Annotated in this window: 11 protein-coding genes, 1 pseudogene and 1 other annotated feature; of the genes and pseudogenes, 8 read left to right on the forward strand and 4 right to left on the reverse strand. The window is 44.3% G+C overall.

The window, feature by feature from the left end:
• The first annotated feature begins 70 nt into the window (after positions 1–70).
• From AB4307_RS07500 to AB4307_RS07510, 3 genes are all read left to right on the forward strand, one after another.
• A complete protein-coding gene (locus AB4307_RS07500) occupies positions 71–1,822 on the forward strand; it encodes a sensor domain-containing diguanylate cyclase (protein WP_017059307.1) in 1,752 nt (583 codons plus the stop codon).
• A gap of 174 nt (positions 1,823–1,996) precedes the next feature.
• Positions 1,997–4,366 (forward strand): aerobic respiration two-component sensor histidine kinase ArcB, encoded by a 2,370-nt coding sequence (gene arcB, locus AB4307_RS07505; protein WP_372131536.1) that lies wholly within the window; start codon positions 1,997–1,999, stop codon positions 4,364–4,366.
• Positions 4,367–4,373: 7 nt separating this feature from the next.
• A complete protein-coding gene (locus AB4307_RS07510; RefSeq protein WP_017070077.1) occupies positions 4,374–4,817 on the forward strand; it encodes a hypothetical protein in 444 nt (147 codons plus the stop codon).
• A gap of 136 nt (positions 4,818–4,953) precedes the next feature.
• Here the strand turns inward: AB4307_RS07510 and arcA are convergent, their stop codons facing one another.
• Both arcA and AB4307_RS07520 read right to left on the reverse strand, forming a co-directional pair.
• Complete coding sequence (gene arcA / locus AB4307_RS07515; protein ID WP_004741534.1) at positions 4,954–5,670, reverse strand: two-component system response regulator ArcA; 717 nt, start codon at positions 5,668–5,670, stop codon at positions 4,954–4,956.
• Positions 5,671–6,099: 429 nt separating this feature from the next.
• Positions 6,100–6,201: pseudogene (locus AB4307_RS07520) on the reverse strand (ribonuclease activity regulator protein RraA); the annotation flags it as partial.
• Positions 6,202–6,248: 47 nt separating this feature from the next.
• Here AB4307_RS07520 and AB4307_RS07525 point away from each other — a divergent pair.
• Positions 6,249–6,734: a putative 4-hydroxy-4-methyl-2-oxoglutarate aldolase gene (locus AB4307_RS07525; RefSeq protein ID WP_017059310.1), complete on the forward strand. Its 486-nt coding sequence runs from the start codon at positions 6,249–6,251 to the stop codon at positions 6,732–6,734.
• 112 nt (positions 6,735–6,846) lie between these two features.
• Here AB4307_RS07525 and AB4307_RS07530 read toward each other — a convergent pair whose 3' ends face one another.
• Positions 6,847–7,305, reverse strand: a complete 459-nt coding sequence (locus AB4307_RS07530; RefSeq protein WP_017070076.1) for a hypothetical protein — start codon at positions 7,303–7,305, stop codon at positions 6,847–6,849.
• Between the two features lie 317 nt (positions 7,306–7,622).
• Positions 7,623–7,741 (forward strand) — a sequence feature (Thr leader region).
• Positions 7,742–7,770: 29 nt separating this feature from the next.
• Between AB4307_RS07530 and thrA the strand changes: the two genes are divergently transcribed.
• From thrA to thrC, 3 genes are read left to right on the forward strand one after another with little or no spacing between them, the layout of a single operon-like run.
• Positions 7,771–10,230 (forward strand): bifunctional aspartate kinase/homoserine dehydrogenase I, encoded by a 2,460-nt coding sequence (gene thrA / locus AB4307_RS07535; protein ID WP_050648721.1) that lies wholly within the window; start codon positions 7,771–7,773, stop codon positions 10,228–10,230.
• A 17-nt stretch (positions 10,231–10,247) separates the two neighbouring features.
• Positions 10,248–11,204 (forward strand): homoserine kinase, encoded by a 957-nt coding sequence (thrB, locus tag AB4307_RS07540; protein ID WP_032545653.1) that lies wholly within the window; start codon positions 10,248–10,250, stop codon positions 11,202–11,204.
• Positions 11,201–12,484 carry a threonine synthase gene (thrC, locus tag AB4307_RS07545; RefSeq protein WP_017059314.1) on the forward strand — a complete coding sequence of 428 codons (1,284 nt, stop codon included), beginning with the start codon at positions 11,201–11,203 and terminating at the stop codon, positions 12,482–12,484. The genes thrB and thrC overlap by 4 nt, the downstream gene beginning before the upstream one ends.
• Before the next feature lie 77 nt (positions 12,485–12,561).
• On the opposite strand, the gene grcA is transcribed toward thrC, so the two are convergent.
• Positions 12,562–12,939: an autonomous glycyl radical cofactor GrcA gene (grcA, locus tag AB4307_RS07550; RefSeq protein ID WP_017059315.1), complete on the reverse strand. Its 378-nt coding sequence runs from the start codon at positions 12,937–12,939 to the stop codon at positions 12,562–12,564.
• Between the two features lie 326 nt (positions 12,940–13,265).
• On the opposite strand from grcA, the gene nfo reads away from it, so the two are divergent.
• Positions 13,266–14,174, forward strand: coding sequence for a deoxyribonuclease IV (gene nfo, locus AB4307_RS07555; RefSeq protein ID WP_102319761.1), 909 nt, complete (start codon positions 13,266–13,268; stop codon positions 14,172–14,174).
• The last annotated feature ends 83 nt before the right edge of the window (positions 14,175–14,257 follow it).

Consider the following 14,257-nt stretch of genomic DNA (forward strand, 5'->3'; position numbering starts at 1 on the left):
AACAGCAGATAAAACCAATAAATAGTGGTAACATTTCCCTAACAGATTTTATGGTATAGATTGAGAGTAAATGGAACTGGTAATGACTTGGTTGTGGGACAGGGCGTATGGCTACGGTATTTATATCGTTGTTGTATTGCTGATTGCTCTCATCTGCTGGCATCTCTATTCTCGTTATCAGTCGCATATCGAAACGCTTCTACTTGCTACCCCGTCGCCACTCTACTTTGTTGATGTTCGAAGTGGCGAAATACTCTATGCCAATCGCCAAGCCATGCAGTTGCTTGGTATCCGCCAAATCGGTGTTAATTTTCGCTTTCCTACTGTGGAAAGCGAGAACAGCTTTCGTCACTACTTAACCAACCACATCAACTCTCGAGCCTTCGAGCAGGTCTCCCTGTGGGCGCTTTCTGAATTTGAGTCGTTCAAGATCAACTTGATCGGTCGTAAGATCCATTTTAGAAATAAGCAGGCTTGGATGATTCACGCCTCACCTTATAAAAACACTAACGAAGAACTGTCCCAAGAAGTTCGAGAACTGAATGTTGCTCGTACCGCTTTGGATTCTTTGTCTGAGCTGATCTACGTGAAAGATCAGAAAGGTCAGTTAGTGACGAGTAATCGCTCGTTTAAAAAGTTTTGGCATGGTCGTGCTGAAGAGGGCACCCTGAGTGTTTCTGGTGGAGTATTAAAAGGTCGTGTAAGTGAACGCTCTTGGACTACAGATCAAGATGGAAAAAGCTGCTTGCTTGAAACCTACCAAAGTGTGCTGCTTTCCCAAGATGGAGAAACCATCGGCACGCTCTCTATTAGTCATGATGTGACCGATTGGCATGACATGCAGCAGAAACTGCGTGGCGAGATGGAGAAGCGAAAAGATACCGAAGTGGCACTTGCGCAGCGTGACACCATCTTGCAAAACCTCCTGGAGGCCAGCCCAGACTCGATTGGTATCTTTAATGAAAACATGGTTTATCAAGCGTGTAATAAACCATTTGTGGCTGCGCTGGGTATCTCTGAAGTCAGTGACTTGATCGGTAAACGTTTACAAGATGTGGTGCCACATAGCATCTATACGCGAATATCAGAAACCGATCATCAAGTGCTTCATCAAAGTAAATCACTGCGTTATATCGACAAAGTGGTCTCAAGTGATGGAACATTTACTTGGTATGATGTAGTCAAATCACCGTTTAGAGATCCAGCATCGAGCACTAATGGTGTGTTGATCATGGCGCGTGATATTACAGAGCGTTATCTAGCAGAACAAAAGCTTGAAGAAGCCAACCTTGAACTTGAACGCCTCAGCTTTATGGATAGCCTGACTAAAGTGTCTAACCGACGTCGTTTCGATGAACAGCTCTCTACACTGTGGCATTATCATGTGCGTGAGAAGCTGCCACTGACGATCATGCTATGTGATATCGACTTCTTTAAAGGCTACAACGACTTTTACGGACACCAACAAGGCGATGATGCTTTGATTCAGGTTTCTCAGGCATTTAAGCAGGTGTTGAATCGTTCATCTGATTGTGTGGCTCGTTATGGTGGTGAAGAGTTCGGCTTTATTCTGCCAAATACAACGACCGAAGGTGCTCAGCTGGTGGCGCAGCGTATTCATGATGAAGTCCTAAAATTGGAACTTGCGCATGAGAAGTCGACAGTCTCTGAATTCATCACGGTGAGTATTGGTATTATCTCTTACATTCCTACACCTGATGATGAAATGGAATCGGCTGTTGCCTTGGCTGATAGTGCGTTGTATCAAGCGAAATCAGACGGTCGCAACCGTTCAATGGTGCATCCATACTCAATTCGCTAACGCTATAAAATTGGCAATTTGATTATCCCCGGCTATTTTTGCTTAGTTAGTATTTGTATTGGTTAATTAACCTTCGAAATTACCGCTGAACACTTGCTGCGTGTGATGTAGCTAGCTTACCTCCCATCTTCAAACAGGGTAGAATGTTGCTAGTCTTATCGCATGGAGCGCTAAATGAAACCCATGAAAAATCTTGCCCAGTATTACGTGGATCTACTCGTAAAACTGGGGATTGTCCGCTTTTCTATCTTACTCGCCCTAGCGCTTGTTGCCCTCGCTGTTGTTGTGCAAGTCGGTATCACCCTTGCACTCAAAGGCAATGTTGATGACATCGACATTGTCCGTTCAGTTTTCTTCGGTTTAGTGATCACGCCTTGGGCGGTTTATTTTCTGTCAGTGGTCGTGGACCAGTTGGAAGAATCACGTCAAAGGTTAGCGAAATTGGTCTCTAAACTTGGCGACATGCGTGAGCGAGACCAAGAACTCAACAATAAAATGCAGCTCAATATCGAGAAGCTTAATCAAGAAATTGAAGAGCGTGAAAAAGCGGAAGAAGCGCGCGCAGAAGCAATGCAAGATCTCGAAAACGAGGTGTTCCAGCGCGAGCGTACTCAGCTTGAACTCGCAGAACGTACTGCACTGTTACGCTCGTTTATCGATGCCTCGCCTGACCTTATTTACTACCGTAATGAAGATGGTGTGTTCTCTGGTTGTAACCGTGCGGTTGAAGAGCTCACTGGTAAAATAGAAAAAGAGCTAGTTGGTTTAACTCCTTGGGATGTTTACAGTAAAGAGGTCGCTCAGCAAGTTGTTGAAACCGATAAGAAAGTATTTGCTGACAACCAAGCACTGACTTATGACCAATGGCTTGAATACCCAGATGGCCGCAAGAGTTACTTCGAACTGCGTAAAGTGCCTTTCTACAGCAAAGATGGTCGTCACTTGGGCTTGGTTGGTTTTGGCCGCGATATTACTGAACGTAAAGAGCATCAAGAGTCGTTAGAAAAAGCCAGCCGCGATAAGACCACCTTTATCTCAACTATTAGCCACGAGTTAAGAACGCCGCTCAACGGCATCATTGGCTTGAGCCGCATGCTGCTTGATAGCCAACTGACCACCGAACAGCGCAAGCAGATGCAAACCATCAAGGTGAGCGCGGTGACACTGGGTAATATCTTCAACGATATTATTGATATGGATAAGTTCGACCGCCGTAAGCTTGAACTCTTCCCTACGCCTATTAACTTTGAAGATTTCGTTGTCGAGATCGAAAGTATCTCTGCGTTGATGGCTGAGCAGAAAGGGTTAAGGTTCGATCTAGAAAGATTGTCTGATCTTCCAGCTGCTGTTGAGGTGGATGGTACTCGTCTTAGACAGGTACTGTGGAACCTTGTTAGTAACGCGATGAAGTTCACCAAAGATGGTGGAGTGGTGATGACAGTCAGCGCCGACATTGATGGTGACTTTGCCAACATTACGATGGAAGTGGAAGATACTGGTATTGGTATCCCTGAAAGTGAAATCGAGAAGATCTTCGCGATGTACTATCAGGTGAAATCGGGCACGGACAACTTGCACGCTGTCGGCACGGGTATTGGTCTCGCTGTCTCTCAACAGCTAATTAATATGATGGATGGCCACATTGAAGTCATCAGTGAAGAGGGCTTTGGCAGTACCTTTACGGTTTCGATTCGAGTTCCAGTGAATCACGATACTCAGGCTCTGATCAAAACGCCAAGAAAACAGTCGAATCTTAAGATCTTTATGGTCGAAGACATTGAACTCAATATCACAGTGGCTCGCTCTCTACTTGAAAGCCTTGGCCATGAAGTGACAGTCGTGATGACGGGTAAAGAGGCGCAAATTGCTTTCAATCCTGAAGACTATGATTTGGTGTTGTTGGATATCCAACTGCCAGATATGACGGGTTTCGATATTGCTCAATACTACCGCGAGAAATACAGCCAGCTACCGCCTTTGGTGGCGTTAACTGCGAACGTATTAAACAACAAGCAAGAGTACTTCCAGAAAGGCATGGACGAAGCGATCAGTAAACCTTTGTCGGTTCGAGCTATCCAAGATGTCATCAGTGAACTTATCGAAGATGCACCAGAGGTAATTGAGAAGGTAGCGGGCACCGATAAGGTTGAGAGCATTGATAAAGTCGACGCGAGTAAGCCTTTTCTTTCAGAAATTGATACCACTTTGCTTGATATTGATATGCTAGAGTCTTATGTTGATATTGTTGGACCGAAACCGGTTTTGGATAGCATCGCGATGTTCGAAGATATGATGCCGGAGTATATGGAAATATTGAACTCCAACATGGTCGCGAAAGATAAAGCCAGTATCGTTTCTGAAGCACATAAGATTAAAGGTGCAGCAGGTTCTATTGGCCTGAAACGCATCCAACAAGTTGCCCAGAAAGCTCAATCTCCAGATATGCCTGCGTGGTGGGAGAACATTTCAGATTGGGTTGATGAGATAAATAACGAATACCAGAATGACATTGAAGTCTTAAAGAGTTGGTTAAACCAAAGGTAGAAGAATAATGAAAAAATTAGCATTCGCCGCATGTGTAGTGGCATTAGCGGGTTGTTCTACGCCACAAGTAGAATGGCAGCAAGATAATCAAGTCGAAGTATCTGCAGCAACAGTTACCATGAAAAGCAACCTTTGGCACAACAAGATGCCAACGATTGGCGAGACTCAAGATAAGACCCTGCATGGTTCTATCTACCTAGAGTCAGACTCACAACTGCCAGCAACGCTTGCGGTTGAGAGTGTTACGGTTAAACAGGGTGCAGACACCTTGTTGGTAACGGCTGACGATCTTGATTTAAGAACACACAGTGAAACTCAATGGGAAGTCGCGTTTGTATGGCAGTTAGAAATCGACAGTGATAAGCCTGTTGATGTGGCGGTGGAACTTAAAGATGGCGAAACCGTGAAGTGGCTAGTAGAGAAAGACGTTAAGGTGGATACGGTTTACTAAAACCTTATCCAATTAAGAACAATAAAAAAGGGAGAATGCGTTGGCATTCTCCCTTTTTAATAACTATTGATGACGCTTCTAATGTTCAAAGTACTTACTGGTGAGTAGTGCTAAATGGTCAGAAGCGCGAATCGAATTAGTCTTCTAGGTCACCACAAAAGCGGTAGCCTTCACCGTGAATCGTTGCAATGATTTCTGGCGTACCAGAAACAGATTCAAAGTGCTTACGAATACGACGGATTGTTACGTCTACAGTACGATCGTGTGGCTTAAGCTCACGGCCTGTCATCTTCTTAAGAAGGTCTGCACGTGTTTGGATCTTACCTGGGTTCTCACAGAAGTGAAGTAGAGCACGGAACTCTGAACGAGGTAGCTTGTAGCCTTCGCCATCTGGGCTAACCAGAGAACGACTGTTGATATCTAGTACCCAACCGTTGAACTCATACTTCTCAACGCTACGCTTCTCTTCTTGAACAGAGCTTGTGCTCATTGAACGGTTCAGAAGGTTGCGTGCACGGATAGTCAGTTCACGAGGGTTGAAAGGCTTAGTGATGTAGTCATCAGCGCCGATCTCTAGGCCAAGGATCTTATCAACTTCATTATCACGACCAGTTAAGAACATAAGCGCTACGTTTGCTTGCTCACGTAGTTCACGCGCAAGTAGTAGGCCATTCTTACCTGGAAGGTTGATGTCCATAATTACAAGGTTAACTTGGTTGTCAGATAGCACTTGGTGCATCTCTTCACCGTCGCTAGCCTCAAAAACAGCATATCCCTCTGCTTCAAAAATACTCTTTAGAGTGTTACGAGTTACTTGCTCATCTTCAACGATAAGAATCTGCGGGGTTTGCATTTGGCGGTACCTAAATTTGTGACGAAACTGTGCTAATAGAATAAATTCTAGGCAAAAACATAACATACAGGTAATGTATTTTTGATGATAACTTAAAGTTTTCAAAAAAACACTTACTTCCAGCTATCTGCCTTCCTTGAAGTATTGCCCAATAACGTAGATCCAGTACGCCTTTCAATCATTCTTTTAGTGATTGGAGTGGATTCTATAATGTTAACAGCATGCTAACAACGCGAGAATGTTAATTCCATTCACTTTGTTGATTTACATCAATTGCCGTATCGCAACAAACTTTAATAGTATGGCTACAACTTAACCAATGTTATGGTGACTATTTAGCACCAAAACAAGAATGATTATTCGAGATGCTTCGCACATCTTGCCTGCTAAAGACCGGATTATGAACCAAGGAAGCTGAAAGCTGTCTTAAGAGTCTAGTAGATAAATATGCTCAATCAACCTTTATTGAGTAATAAATTGAGCATAGAACAATGAAAACAAAGGATTAATTTTAATAACATATAAAAGCATAGAGGCTAGCCTGACATAACTGGTAACGCCTTACTCACGGAGGATATATGCACGATATAACACCCGACTTGTGTGATGAGTTTGAAAGCGAAGTCACCCTACTGAACATGCCATTGCAGAACTTCGGCCAACGTGGTGCGTTCTTTGGAAAAATTGTAACAGTTCGTTGTTATCACGATAATTCCAAGGTTCGCGAGGTTTTAGAGACCGACGGCTGTGGCAAAGTGCTTGTCGTTGACGGAAATGGCTCATGCCAGAAGGCGCTGCTTGGCGATCAACTCGCTATTCTCGCGATAGAAAACGGTTGGGAAGGCGTGATTGTAAACGGTGCGGTGCGTGATGTAGGCATGATGTCGCAAATGGACCTTGGCGTTCAGGCGTTAGGTGCATCGCCATTCAAAACAGAGAAACGCGGTGTCGGCCAAGTGAATGTGACACTCTCTATACATAATCAACTGATTCAGCCTGGTGACTATATTTATGCCGATTGGAATGGCGTGTTAATTTCATCTGAGCTGTTAATTGAATCGTAACTGACTCAAATTGAATGCCGTTGATAGATTAGAACGGGGAATGGTTTGTGATGTACTAAAAGTTTGGATCTCAATCCGCACTAATCTGTTAATAAAGAACAAGCTAAAGAGACTAAAAGCGAAACCCTAGTCCCACTTCAACACCTTGCTGCCACTCTTCATAATCAAGGGTGGCATGCAAATCTAGGTTATCTGTTAGTTGCACTCGGCTGGAAACCTCTGCGGCTACCGATTTCTCATTGTCTTCGGTCTCGTCTTTATAGGTGTGTAGAGAACTGTTAAAAGAGACTCTTTCTGAGAACTGATAACTGACACCACTCAAGAATCCACTTTCCTGTTTCAGTGCCGCACTATTGATACGTGTACCGACGTAAAGATCCACATCTGAAAACAAGCTATAAGAGTAGCCACTGTCTATCTTCCAAGTATCGAAGCTTTCACTCGACGCGTTTTGTGTGGAGATAAAGAATTTATGAGAAGAACTATCGATCTGGCTGGGTAGTAGAGGCAAGCTATTCGCTGAACAAACAACAGGCATAGCAAAAGCCAAAAGAATAAGTAATCTCTTCATTTGCCACCCCTGATGTCATTATTATTGTTCTTCGAACGTTATCGTTCAATTAAAGCACAGAACTTGTACGTTCGCTGCACAATCGATATAGCATTTTGTTATGACTATATATGCAATTGATTACTCTTGCCTGTTCAATGAGTAAATCCAGTATCTTAAGTGAAGGTTTATGCAGGGTGTTTTATCCCTTAAATGACGGTTTGCTCTGAAAAGCGGTGCGAATGTAAAAAAAACGCAACTTTTCATTGACGTCCAGTGGTAAAAATTGATACACGTAGAGTAAAGCACAAGCAGAGAATTTGATATGCAGCACGTAAGCCACCTAGTAATGACCACAACCATTATTATTACCGACATTAACATTGTTGGGGCAGGCTGCTAAGTAACGGATTTTAAAAAAAAGGCCTGTATCCAACAAGATACAGGCCTTTTTTTGTACCATTTTTATGACTTATGGAGAAAGGGATGCGCGTTTTAAAGTTTGGAGGTTCATCATTAGCTGATGCAGATCGTTTTTTACGAGCGGCTGATATCATCGCTAATAATGCCCAGCAAGAAGAGCTAGCCGTTGTACTATCGGCTCCAGGAAAAACAACCAATAAGTTGGTTGCTGTAATTGAAGCTGCACTTAAAAATGGTGAAGCAGACGCACAGATTACAGAGATCGAATCCTCATTCGCTGCACTGTTTGCAGATATTCAAACTGTTGTTCCTTCTATTGATGGTTCTGCGTTCCAAGAGCAGGTTGATACTTCTCTTGCTCAGCTAAAACAGTTCGTAAACGGCATTAACCTATTGGGTATGTGCCCGAACCATGTTAATGCTCGCATCATCAGTAAAGGTGAGCGAATCTCAATCCAGTTGATGAAAGCGGTACTTGAAGCGAAAGGCCAACCAGCAAGCCTGATTGACCCAGTTCAATACCTATACGCTAAAGGTGATCACCTTGAAGCTATGGTCGATGTGGACGTTTCAACTCAGAACTTCCGTCAGTCGCCACTGCCTAAAGGTCACGTAAATATCATGCCGGGCTTTACAGCAGGTAACGATAAAGGTGAGCTAGTCACACTTGGCCGTAACGGCTCTGATTATTCAGCTGCAGTTCTAGCGGCATGTCTACGTGCTGATTGCTGTGAGATCTGGACAGATGTAGACGGCGTTTACAACTGTGACCCGCGTTTAGTGGATGATGCTCGTCTTCTTAAGTCTCTTAGCTATCAAGAAGCGATGGAGCTTTCTTACTTCGGTGCTTCGGTTCTACACCCGAAAACCATTGCTCCTATTGCGCAATTCCACATTCCTTGTCTGATCAAAAACAGCTTCAACCCACAAGGCGCAGGTACTTTGATTGGCCAAGACACTGGCGAAGATAACCTAGCAATCAAAGGTATTACGACGCTAAGTGACCTAACCATGGTTAACGTATCAGGCCCAGGCATGAAGGGCATGGTAGGTATGGCGAGTCGTGTATTCGGCGCGATGTCTTCTGCTGGCGTTTCTATTGTCCTTATTACTCAATCTTCTTCTGAGTACAGCATCAGCTTCTGTATTGAATCGGCTGATAAGGTGAAAGCGAAACAAGTGTTGTCAGACGCGTTTGAACTTGAACTTAAAGATGGCCTGTTAGAGCCGGTTGAGTTCATGGATGACGTTGCGATTGTAACGCTGGTGGGTGACGGTATGCGCACTTCACGTGGCGTAGCATCTCAGTTCTTCTCTTCTTTAGCTGAAGTGAACGTCAACATTGTTGCTATTGCTCAAGGTTCTTCAGAGCGCGCTATTTCAGCGGTTATCCCTGAAGACAAAATCTCTGAAGCAATCAAAGCGTGTCACGAGAACCTATTTAACTCTAAGCACTTCCTAGATGTATTCGTTGTGGGTGTCGGCGGTGTTGGTGGCGAGCTTGTTGACCAGATCCAACGTCAGCAAGGCAAACTGGCTGAAAAAGGCATCGTGATTCGCGTATGTGGTTTAGCAAACAGTAAAGGTTTGTTGCTAGACAGCGATGGTCTACCGTTAGAGCAGTGGCGTGACCGTATGTCGAGTGCGACTGAAGAGTTCAGCCTAGCGCGTTTAGCGGCTTTGGTTCAACGTAACCACATCATCAACCCAGTATTGGTTGATTGTACGTCTAGCGAAGGTATTGCGGCGCAGTACGCTGATTTCCTAGCGGCTGGTTTCCACGTAGTAACACCAAACAAGAAAGCAAACACAGCAAGCATGGCTTACTACCATCAGCTTCGTGAAGTTGCACGCAACTCACGTCGTAAGCTGATGTACGAGACAACAGTAGGTGCAGGTCTACCGGTCATCGAAAACCTACAGAACCTTATCTCTGCAGGTGATGAACTTGAGAAGTTCAACGGCATTCTTTCAGGTTCACTGTCTTACATCTTCGGCAAGCTTGATGAAGGTATGACACTGAGCCAGGCAACCAATATTGCAAAAGATAACGGCTTCACTGAACCGGATCCTCGAGATGATCTATCTGGTATGGATGTGGCGCGTAAGTTGCTTATTCTTGCTCGTGAAGCAGGCATGGCGCTTGAACTTGAAGATGTTGAAGTAGACCAAGCTCTGCCACCGGGTTTTGATGATTCAGGTACGGTTGAAGAGTTCATGGCTCGCCTACCAGAAGCGGATGCTTACTTCAAAGAGCAGTCAGCTATCGCAGCAGAAGAAGGTAAAGTACTTCGTTATGTGGGTGAAATCGCTGAAGGTAAGTGTAAGGTTCGTATCGCTGCTGTTGATGGCGACGACCCAATGTTCAAGATTAAAGATGGCGAGAACGCATTAGCATTCTACAGCCGTTACTACCAACCAATCCCTCTAGTACTGCGTGGCTACGGCGCGGGTACTGAAGTAACAGCTGCTGGCGTATTCTCTGATGTGATGCGTACTCTTGGTTGGAAATTAGGAGTTTAAGAATGAGTTCAAGTGATATGGATGTTGTCGTTTATGCTCCTGCATCAATCGGTAATGTCAGTGTAGGGTTTGATGTGCTGGGGGCCGCTGTGTCTCCAGTGGATGGCACGCTGCTAGGTGACCGAGTTATGGTTAAAGCCGGTGATGAACCATTCTCACTTAAAACTGCAGGCAGCTTTGTTTCTAAGCTGCCAACTGAAGCAAAAGAAAACATCGTTTACGACTGCTGGGTGGTGTTCTCGAGAGAGCTTGATAAAAAAGGCGTTACGCTAAAGCCTTTAGAAATGACACTAGAAAAGAACATGCCTATCGGTTCAGGTTTGGGTTCTAGTGCATGTTCAATCGTCGCGGCACTGGATGCGCTAAACCGTTTTCACGGTCAGCCCCTGAATGAAACTGAACTGCTTGCTCTGATGGGTGAAATGGAAGGCAAGATTTCAGGTGGTATCCACTACGATAACGTTGCGCCATGTTACCTTGGTGGTGTGCAGCTCATGCTTGAAGAGCTAGGCATCATCAGCCAAGAAGTACCGTGTTTTGACGACTGGTACTGGGTAATGGCTTATCCGGGTATTAAGGTTTCAACGGCTGAAGCGAGAGAGATCCTACCATCTCAATATCGTCGTCAGGATATTATTGCTCATGGTCGTCACTTAGCGGGCTTTATCCACGCGTGTCATTCAGGTCAACCTGAACTGGCGGCGAAGATGATCAAAGACGTGATCGCTGAACCATATCGTGAGAAACTGCTTCCAGGGTTTGCTGATGCTCGTAAATACGCGCTGTCAGCTGGGGCACTGGCTACTGGTATTTCTGGTAGTGGTCCAACTCTATTTAGCATTTGCAAAGAACAAGATGTCGCCGAGCGTGTTGCACGCTGGTTAGAACAAAATTACGTACAAAATGAAGAAGGATTCGTTCACGTTTGTCGCCTAGATAAGCAGGGTTCGATCGTTACAGGAAGTGAGTTATGAAACTGTACAACATCAAAGAAAATGATGAACAAGTCTCTTTTGGCCAAGCCGTTCGTCAAGGCTTAGGCCGTAATCAAGGTCTATTTTTCCCATCTGAACTGCCAAAGTTTGATGATATCGATGCGCTGCTAGCAGAGGACTTTGTCCCTCGTAGCTCAAAGATTCTGTCAGCATTGATTGGTGATGAATTACCAAAAGAACAGATCGACCAAATGGTGGATGCAGCGTTCCAATTCCCTGCACCAATCAACCAAGTAAAAGACGGCGTTTACGCGCTTGAGCTTTTCCACGGTCCAACACTGGCGTTTAAAGATTTCGGTGGCCGCTTTATGGCTCAATCTTTAGCAGCTGTTTCTGATGGTGGTCAAATCACTATCTTAACGGCAACATCAGGTGATACTGGTGCGGCGGTTGCGCATGCTTTCTACGGCATGGAAGACATCAATGTTGTGATTCTTTACCCGAAAGGCAAGATCAGCCCACTGCAAGAGAAGCTGTTCTGTACGCTTGGCAAGAACATCCACACTGTGGCGATTGATGGTGACTTTGATGCGTGTCAGGCTCTAGTTAAAGACTCATTTGATGACGCTGAACTGCGTAAAGAGATCGGTCTTAATTCGGCAAACTCGATCAACATCAGCCGTTTAATGGCTCAGATCTGTTACTACTTTGAGGCGGCTTCTCAGCTGACTAAAGAGCAACGTGAAAACCTCGTTATCTCTGTACCAAGTGGTAACTTTGGTAACCTAACGGCTGGTCTATTGGCTAAAGCGCTAGGTCTACCTGTTAAGCGTTTTATCGCAGCAACTAACGAAAATGACACTGTTCCTCGTTACCTAGAAACAGGTCAATGGGATCCAAAACCGACTGTTGCGACAACATCGAACGCGATGGACGTAAGCCAACCAAACAACTGGCCTCGTATCGAAGAGCTTTGCCAACTGAAAGGTTGGGGCTTAGATACACTAGGCAAAGGTAAAGTATCTGACGAGCAGAGCGCTGAGTCAGTTCGCGACCTAAAAGCACAAGGTTACCTATGTGAACCACATGGTGCGATTGCTTACCGTCTACTGGAAGAGCAACTGCAAGAGAACGAAACTGGCTTGTTCCTGTGTACAGCACACCCAGCGAAATTCAAAGAAGTGGTTGATGACATCCTAGGTTCTGATATCGAACTGCCTGGCCCGCTAGCAAAACACGCGGCGATGGAATTGTTGTCTGAAGATCTTGATAACGATTTTGAAGCGCTAAAAGCTGTGCTTCGTCGAGTTCAACCGTAACGTCCATTTGTTTTTCGAACAAATAAAAACGGCGCTCAATGAGCGCCGTTTTTGTATTCTAATTTAAGCTCTAAAAATTATAGAGACTCAGTGAACGTACGTGCGATAACGTCACGTTGCTGTTCAGTTGTTAGAGAGTTGAAACGTACAGCGTAACCCGATACACGGATAGTTAGCTGTGGGTAGTTCTCTGGGTGAGCAACTGCGTCTTCTAGCGTTTCACGCTTAAGAACGTTAACGTTTAGGTGTTGACCACCTTCGATGCGTGGTGCTGCTTCGATTGCAACTTCACGGCTTTCGTACTCGCCTAGGTCTGCAGCTGAGATAACTTGGTCAGCTTCGAAACCTGCAGTAGCAACAACACAACGAGCTTCATTCTTCTCGCTATCTAGTAGCCAGATTGAGTTTAGTAGGTCATCGTTTGCTGCTTTAGTAATTTGAATACCTTGGATCATAACTATCTCCTAGTCCACTGAATGTGGTTTGATTATGGTGTTAACTTTCGATTTTTATTGAGCTGGGTAATATATACCTAATATTAGTAAGGTTAACATTGATTCAAGTCAAAAAACAACCAAAAACCATATTTTCACAAAGGTGATTATATTGAGGTAAATCAATAAAACCTTTGAAAACAAAGTAATTACAAAATATTTTAAAGTATAAAAAATATTTAACAGTCATATTTGTTGTAAGTTTACTACATTTGTTGTGTTTTTATTGAACTACAACCGATACGACCCTTTATTTATTAAGCATTCTGAAAGTGTAAAGTGATTTAATGACAAACAATAATTCATCCTCAAAACCGGAAACAAATATTAAGTTTATTGGCGCTCATGTCTCGGCTGCTGGTGGAGTTGATCAGGCGCCTATGCGTGCACGTGAAATAGGTGCCAATGCGTTTGCACTGTTTACCAAGAACCAGAGACAGTGGGCGGCAAAACCACTAGAAGCGAAAACCATTAGTGCCTTTAAAGCCAATTGCAAAATGTTGGGCTACGGTGCTGAGCACATTCTTCCTCATGACTCCTACCTGATTAACCTAGGAGCGCCAGAAGAAGAGAAGCTAGAGAAATCACGCGCGGCTTTTATTGATGAAATGGAGCGTTGTAATCAACTTGGACTAACGCTTTTGAATTTTCATCCTGGGAGTCATTTAAAGAAAATCTCAGAAAGCGAATGTTTGGCGAAGATCGCTGAATCGATCAACCTAGCTCATCAAGCGGTACCTGACGTAATCGCAGTGATCGAGAATACGTCTGGGCAGGGCACTAATCTGGGTTGGAAGTTTGAACATCTAGCCGAGATTATCGAGCAGGTAGAAGATAAGTCACGTGTGGGTGTGTGCTTAGACACCTGCCATACGTTTACTGCTGGCTATGACTTACGTACAAAAGAGGCGTGTGAGCATACTTTTGCTGAGTTCGACCGCATCGTGGGTATGCACTATCTAAGAGCAATGCACATCAATGATTCAAAAGCTGAGTTCGCGAGCCGAGTCGATCGACACCATTCTTTAGGAAAAGGCGAAATTGGCTGGGATTGTTTTGAGTATATTGCCTCTGATTCTCGCTTTAATGGTATCCCTCTTATCTTGGAAACCATTGATTCGACGATCTGGAAAGAGGAAATTCAACAACTTAGAATGTTTCATCGCTCAGCAACGCTAGCGAGCGAACAAGCGTAATAATAGAGGGGGAAATTTATTTCCGTCTATTTCTAAAAATTGGCACCTTTCTTTCATAGTATTAAAGTGAATATGTAGTTCAC

The organism is Vibrio sp. 10N.261.52.C2 (assembly GCF_041471425.1).
Classification (GTDB): domain Bacteria; phylum Pseudomonadota; class Gammaproteobacteria; order Enterobacterales; family Vibrionaceae; genus Vibrio; species Vibrio crassostreae_C.

Excerpts from the sequence above, each read along its gene's own strand:
- AB4307_RS07500 (WP_017059307.1), top strand. The coding sequence starts at position 71 with ATGGAACTGGTAATGACTTGGTTGTGGGACAGGGCGTATGGCTACGGT.
- arcB (WP_372131536.1), top strand. The coding sequence starts at position 1,997 with ATGAAACCCATGAAAAATCTTGCCCAGTATTACGTGGATCTACTCGTA.
- AB4307_RS07510 (WP_017070077.1), top strand. The coding sequence starts at position 4,374 with ATGAAAAAATTAGCATTCGCCGCATGTGTAGTGGCATTAGCGGGTTGT.
- arcA (WP_004741534.1), bottom strand. The coding sequence starts at position 5,670 with ATGCAAACCCCGCAGATTCTTATCGTTGAAGATGAGCAAGTAACTCGT.
- AB4307_RS07525 (WP_017059310.1), top strand. The coding sequence starts at position 6,249 with ATGCACGATATAACACCCGACTTGTGTGATGAGTTTGAAAGCGAAGTC.
- AB4307_RS07530 (WP_017070076.1), bottom strand. The coding sequence starts at position 7,305 with ATGAAGAGATTACTTATTCTTTTGGCTTTTGCTATGCCTGTTGTTTGT.
- thrA (WP_050648721.1), top strand. The coding sequence starts at position 7,771 with ATGCGCGTTTTAAAGTTTGGAGGTTCATCATTAGCTGATGCAGATCGT.
- thrB (WP_032545653.1), top strand. The coding sequence starts at position 10,248 with ATGGATGTTGTCGTTTATGCTCCTGCATCAATCGGTAATGTCAGTGTA.
- thrC (WP_017059314.1), top strand. The coding sequence starts at position 11,201 with ATGAAACTGTACAACATCAAAGAAAATGATGAACAAGTCTCTTTTGGC.
- grcA (WP_017059315.1), bottom strand. The coding sequence starts at position 12,939 with ATGATCCAAGGTATTCAAATTACTAAAGCAGCAAACGATGACCTACTA.
- nfo (WP_102319761.1), top strand. The coding sequence starts at position 13,266 with ATGACAAACAATAATTCATCCTCAAAACCGGAAACAAATATTAAGTTT.